This is a genomic window from Streptomyces sp. NPDC005151 (assembly GCF_053599875.1).
On record NZ_JBSFYR010000187.1, the window covers coordinates 1 to 5,924 of the forward strand.

Annotated in this window: 4 protein-coding genes and 1 pseudogene; all 5 read left to right on the forward strand. The window is 68.5% G+C overall.

Features of this window, described 5'->3' with window-relative positions; translation table 11 throughout:
• The first annotated feature begins 204 nt into the window (after positions 1-204).
• A complete protein-coding gene (locus ACWD6R_RS39510) occupies positions 205-693 on the forward strand; it encodes a transposase (RefSeq protein ID WP_451823182.1) in 489 nt (162 codons plus the stop codon).
• Positions 594-1,541, forward strand: a pseudogene (locus ACWD6R_RS39515) (amidohydrolase family protein); the annotation flags it as partial. The gene ACWD6R_RS39510 and the pseudogene ACWD6R_RS39515, both read left to right, overlap by 100 nt.
• Before the next feature lie 11 nt (positions 1,542-1,552).
• Positions 1,553-2,554, forward strand: coding sequence for a TIGR03842 family LLM class F420-dependent oxidoreductase (locus ACWD6R_RS39520; protein ID WP_451823179.1), 1,002 nt, complete (start codon positions 1,553-1,555; stop codon positions 2,552-2,554).
• Between the two features lie 553 nt (positions 2,555-3,107).
• Complete coding sequence (locus ACWD6R_RS39525; protein ID WP_451823180.1) at positions 3,108-4,655, forward strand: NCS1 family nucleobase:cation symporter-1; 1,548 nt, start codon at positions 3,108-3,110, stop codon at positions 4,653-4,655.
• A 308-nt stretch (positions 4,656-4,963) separates the two neighbouring features.
• Complete coding sequence (locus tag ACWD6R_RS39530; protein WP_451823181.1) at positions 4,964-5,845, forward strand: hypothetical protein; 882 nt, start codon at positions 4,964-4,966, stop codon at positions 5,843-5,845.
• The last annotated feature ends 79 nt before the right edge of the window (positions 5,846-5,924 follow it).

Sequence of the window (5,924 nt, forward strand, 5' to 3'; positions counted from 1 at the left end):
CGGCCCGTTCACGGACTTCCTTCGGGTATGGCTTCGACATAACGATCCCGATCCTTCCAAGAGATCGAGCCTCGGTCAAACCCGGAACGATTCAATCTCCTCGAACTCCTCGACGTCCAAGTAGTCGTGACCAGTACGGTGCCCGGAGCCCTACGCAACGCGGGTTGCCGCTTCGAGACCTGGTTCAACGACCGAGGGCGCTTGGTGCCGCCGGTACTCACCGACGAGCAGTGGGCGTGTGTAGAGGACCTCTTCCCAAGGCCCAAAAAGCAGTCCAGGATTGTCCCCCCGCGACTCGCGTTCGAGGCGTCGCTGTACAAGGTTCGGCACGGCCTGATGTGGAAGGATCTCCCGGAGCACGTCACTCAAGGGCAGCGCCCCCAGAGCCTCTACCAGCGTGCGCTTGAGTACCTGACGACCGGAGTTTGGGAGAGGGCGGTATGCGCACTGGGCGAGCACGACGGCACACTGGTTCCCCCCCTGTACGGGCTGCCGGACCTCGACATCACCGGCACCTTCGACCCGCGCCTCAGCAGCCCCCCGAGACGCGATGTGGTCGATGGAAACGTCACGATGCCGGAGGGCGCACTCGCACACGTTTCAAGCTGTTCATGGCGTACCCCGGTGTCTTCTACAGCGACGACGGCCAGATCCTGCGCGCCATGCAACGGGCCGCAGGGAACGGCGGGCTGATCATGGTGCACGCCGAGAACGGCATCGCGATCGACGTCCTCGTCGAACAGGCACTGGCCGCGGGCCGCACCGACCCGCGCTACCACGGTGACGTCCGCAACGTGGCCCTGGAGGCCGAGGCCACTCACCGTGCCATCCAGCTCGCCCGTGTCGCCGGATCCCCGCTGTATGTCGTGCACGTCTCCGCCGACGAGGCCGTTGCCGAGCTGGCGGCCGCCCGCCACAAGGGACTTCCGGTCTTCGGCGAGACGTGCCCGCAGTACCTCTTCCTCTCCACCAACAACCTCGCCGAGCCGGACTTCGAGGGCGCGAAGTGCGTCTGCTCCACCCCGCTGCGGCCCAAGGAGCACCAGGAGGCGCTCTGGCGCGGCCTGCGGAACAACGAGCTCCAGGTCGTCTCCACCGACCACTGCCCGTTCTGCTTCTCCGGCCAGAAGGAGATGGGGCGCGGCGACTTCTCGAAGATCCCGAACGGCATGCCCGGCGTGGAGAACCGGATGGACCTCCTCCATCAGGCGGTCGTGGACGGCCACATCTCCCGCCGCCGCTGGATTGAGATCGCCTGCGCCTCCCCGGCCCGGATGTTCGGCCTCTACCCGAAGAAGGGCACCATCGCCCCGGGCGCCGACGCCGATGTCGTCATCTACGACCCGCACGCCGAGCAGACCCTCTCCGCCGAGACCCACCACATGAACGTCGACTACTCGGCGTACGAGGGCAGGCGGATCACCGGACAGGCCGAGACCGTCCTCTCGCGCGGCGAAGTCGTCATCGACCGGCGGAAGTTCACCGGGCGCGCCGGCCACGGCATGTACACCCTGCGCGCCACCAGTCAGTACCTGGACTAGGAGCACCTGCCATGGACTTCGGACTCGTCCTCCAGACCGACCCGCCCGCCTCGGCCGTCGTGGGCCTGATGCGCCGCGCCGAACGCAACGGGTTCCGCTACGGCTGGACCTTCGACTCGGCGGTGCTCTGGCAGGAACCGTTCGTCATCTACAGCCGGATCCTCGAACACACCGAACGCCTTATCGTCGGCCCGATGGTCACCAACCCGGGCACCCGCACCTGGGAGGTCACCGCCTCCACCTTCGCCACCCTCAACGACATGTACGGCAACCGCACCGTCTGCGGCATCGGCCGCGGCGACTCCGCGATGCGAGTCGCCGGACGCAAGCCCAACACCCTGGCCCGCCTCGGCGAGGCCATCGACGTCATCCGCGACCTCGCCGAGGGCCGGGAGGCGACCGTCGACGGGCAGCCGGTCCAGATCCCGTGGGTCAAGGACGGCAGACTGCCTGTCTGGATGGCCGCGTACGGTCCGAAGGCGCTCTCCCTCGCCGGACAGAAGGCCGACGGATTCATCCTGCAGCTCGCCGACCCGTTCCTCACCGAATGGATGATCAAGGCCGTACGGGACGCGGCGGCGGAGGCGGGCCGCGACCCGGACTCCGTGACCATCTGCGTCGCCGCCCCCGCCTACGTGGGCGACGACCTCGACCACGCCCGCGAGCAGTGCCGCTGGTTCGGCGGCATGGTCGGCAACCATGTCGCGGACCTGGTGTCCCGGTACGGCGAACACTCCGGCCTGGTACCCGAGGCGCTGACCGAGTACATCGCGGGGCGTGCCGGGTACGACTACAGCCACCACGGGCGCGCCGGAAATCCGGACACCGCCTTCGTCCCCGACGAGATCGTCGACCGGTTCTGCCTTCTCGGCCCCGCCGAGGCACACATCGAGAAACTCCGGGCGCTGCGCGACCTGGGCGTCGACCAGTTCGCGGTCTACAACATGCACGATGCGCGCGAAGCGACGATCGACGCGTACGGCTCCGAGATCATCCCCGCCCTGTCCGCGTAACCCGCGCCTCCCCCCACGGCTGTACGCGCCCCCTCCCCAGCCCGCACGGCACCGCTCCCGAGCGAAGGGTTCAGCCGCCATGACGTCCACCGTCCCACCCACTCCACCGATCCCACCGCAGGACCGCATATCCGCGCCGCCGGACCGGGTGGAACTCGTCCCCGGAGCCGTCCCCGTGGACAACCGCTTCATCAATGAGGACCTGTTGCCCGTTCCCCTGGAGCGGCGCAACTCGACGACGTACAACTTCGCCGCCCTCTGTATCGCGCAAGAGAAAACACGAACATGGGCGCGGGGCGCTGACCTGCGGGTTCGTGGGGGTGCTCGTCGGGCGGGAGGTGCAGGGTCCGGTTCGTCCGGGTTCGGCCTGTCGCCGTGGGCTGCTGCTGTTGCATCTGGCTGAGCCGGTGCCTGCGGCCTTGGCTCCTTTTCTGCGAGCAGCATCAGGGGATGACTGTCGTCCCGTTCCGTCGTATGACCCCGAGGGCCCGGTGTCGAGCTCTCGGGGAGGGCACGTTCCCCCGCACCGGACTCCGCGAACCGAGGTGGCTTCATGTCCTCCAGCGCACCGTCAATACCCGACACGTCCACGATCCAGCAGACCTATCCTGATGGCCGCGTCGCCCTCGCCGAGGGGGTCGTCCTGGACGACGCCCGGTTCGCCAACGACGACCTGGCGCCGGTGCCCGTCGAGAGACGTACCTGGGGTGTTTACAACTATTTGAGTCTTTGGGTGGGAATGGCTCATAACATCCCGTCCTGGACCCTGGCCTCCGGTCTGGTCGCGCTCGGCATGGACTGGAAGCAGGCGGTCCTCACCATAGCGCTGGCCAACCTCATTGTGCTGGTGCCGATGCTGCTCACGGGGCATGCGGGGACGAAGTACGGGATTCCGTTCCCGGTGTTCGCGCGGGCGTCGTTCGGGATGCGGGGTGCGAATCTGCCGGCGCTGATTCGGGCGGCGGTGGCGTGTGCCTGGTTCGGTATCCAGACCTGGATCGGCGGCGAGGGGATCTTCCTGCTGGCCGGGAAGCTCTTCGGCAGCGGTTGGCAGAGCGCTGGTCAGGTTGCCGGGCAGCCGTGGACACTGTGGCTGTCGTTTGGTCTGTTCTGGGCGCTGGAGATCGCGGTGATCGCGCGGGGCATGGAGACCCTGCGTCGGTTCGAGAACTGGGCCGCGCCGTTCGTGATCGTGGGCGCGCTGGCGTTGCTGGTGTGGATCGCGGTGAAGGCGGGTGGGTTCGGTCCGCTGCTGTCGCAGCCGTCGGCGCTGGGGTGGGGAAGCGGTTTCTGGAAGGTGTTCTTCCCGGCTCTGATGGGCATGATCGGGTTCTGGTCCACGCTGTCGCTCAACATTCCGGACTTCACCCGTTTCGGCGGCAGCCAGCGCGCCCAAATGCGTGGTCAGGCCCTGGGTCTGCCCACCACCATGACGCTGTTCGCGCTGCTCTCGGTGCTGGTCACCTCGGGCTCGCAGGCGGTCTACGGCGTCCCGATCTGGGACCCGATCGCGCTCGCCGCGAAGATGGACAGCGTCGCGGGGACGCTCTTCGCCCTGCTCGTGGTTTTGGTCGCCACCCTGTCGGTGAACATCGCGGCCAACGTCGTCAGCCCGGCGTACGACCTCGCCAACCTGGTCCCGCGCTTCATCAACTTCCGTACCGGCGCGCTGATCACGGGCGTGGTCGGGATCGCCATCATGCCGTGGCGACTGATCGCCAACCCGCACGTCTACATCTTCACCTGGCTGGGCGTCGTCGGCGGCCTGCTCGGCACCGTCGCGGGCATCCTGATCGCCGACTACTGGCTGATCCGCCGCACCCAACTCGCCCTGGACGAGCTGTACAGCCCTGCCGGCCGTTACTGGTACACGGGTGGCTGGAACCTTCGCGCCGTCCTGGCCCTCCTCGTCGGCGGCGTCCTCGCCATCGGCGGCTCCTACTCCACTATCGACGCCAACGGCACCGCACAGGGCCCCTTCCCCACCGACGGCCTCATCCCCGTCCTCAAACCCCTCGCCGACTACGGCTGGGCCGTCGGCCTCGCCTCCTCCCTCCTCCTCTACACCCTCCTCAACCTTGGCGAACGCACCAGGCGCTGAGAGCCCGAAACCCCGCAGCCGCCCCCGCCCCGCCCCGCGGCGCCTCGCCGCGAGGCGGGGGCGTGCACGCCATCCGCAGGGCGAGGACCCGGGGTGATCTCCTGCGGCAGGGGAGAGCCGGCCTTGCGCCGGGCCCTCGGTGTCCTGCGGCCGCCTGGGCGGCGGCGCCGCTGGCGGGCGCGGCGGTCTTCAGGCTGCGCGACGCGTGACCTGAGAGGCGCTTCGACCCTGCTGCACGCCGTCACGAGCCCCGTTAGAATCACCAAGTGACCCGCGTTGCGGGCTAGTTTGAACGGGGGGCCAGGAAGATGGTCACGGTTTTATTCGTACACGGTACGGGCGTACGCGAGCCGTCCTACACCCAGGCGCTGGAGGGGATACGGAACGGCCTGGCCCGCGTCCGCCCCGACGTACGTGTCGAACCCTGCGACTGGGGCTCCGCACTCGGGTCGTACCTGAGGGCGGGCGGCGTATCGATACCCGGATACCCGGAGTACCTGGCAACGGCCGAGGAGGCAGGAGCCGAAACAGCGGAATCCGGGATGGTGGCAGCCGGGCCGTACCCGCTGCCCTCCGACGGCTTCGAGGGCGGTAGCGAAACGGACGAGGACCGGCTGCGCTGGGCGATGCTGTACGCCGATCCGTTCGCCGAGCTCGGCGTCTACGCCATGTCGGGGAAGCCGTCCGGTTCCGGGGCCCCCGCCCTCTTCACCCCGGGCGTGATCTCCAGTGGCGACCAGCTCCTGGGAGTGCTGTCCCGGTTGGGGGCGTCCGACGCGGTGCGTGACGTGTGGCGGGCCTTCGTGTCCAGCCCCTCAGTCACCGAGGGGGTCGCCGCCCTGCTGGCCGCCCAGGAATTGCGCCAGGCCGTCGTTGCCGCGCCCGCCGAGGGCGACGCCCTTCCCCGGCTGGCTGCCCGTGCTCTGACCGCCTGGGCGATGGCGCAGGCGCCCAGGGAGGCCGGCACGTTTCCGGTCCCGGAGCGGGACGATCTCGTGGACCTTCTCACGAACGAACTCGGTGGCGACGCCAAGGGACTGAACGACGTCCTGGTCTCCGCCCTCGGATACTCGGCACGGCTCTTCGAGCGTTCGTTCGGTTCTCGGATGCTGGTGGCCCGGCGAGCCCGGCTCAGCAATCGCTCGGTGGGCTTCTTCGGTGACGTACTCAGCTATCTGAGAGGACGTTAAGTCCGTTTCTCGTATTGGCCGCGTCCGGGCTGGGTGAGGATGCCTTGGCGGACGAGTCGTCCGAGGCGGGAGCGGGTGA

Bases quoted from the DNA above. Each gene is read 5' to 3' on its own strand.
- ACWD6R_RS39530 (WP_451823181.1), top strand. From the start codon at position 4,964: ATGGTCACGGTTTTATTCGTACACGGTACGGGCGTACGCGAGCCGTCC.
- ACWD6R_RS39520 (WP_451823179.1), top strand. From the start codon at position 1,553: ATGGACTTCGGACTCGTCCTCCAGACCGACCCGCCCGCCTCGGCCGTC.
- ACWD6R_RS39525 (WP_451823180.1), top strand. From the start codon at position 3,108: ATGTCCTCCAGCGCACCGTCAATACCCGACACGTCCACGATCCAGCAG.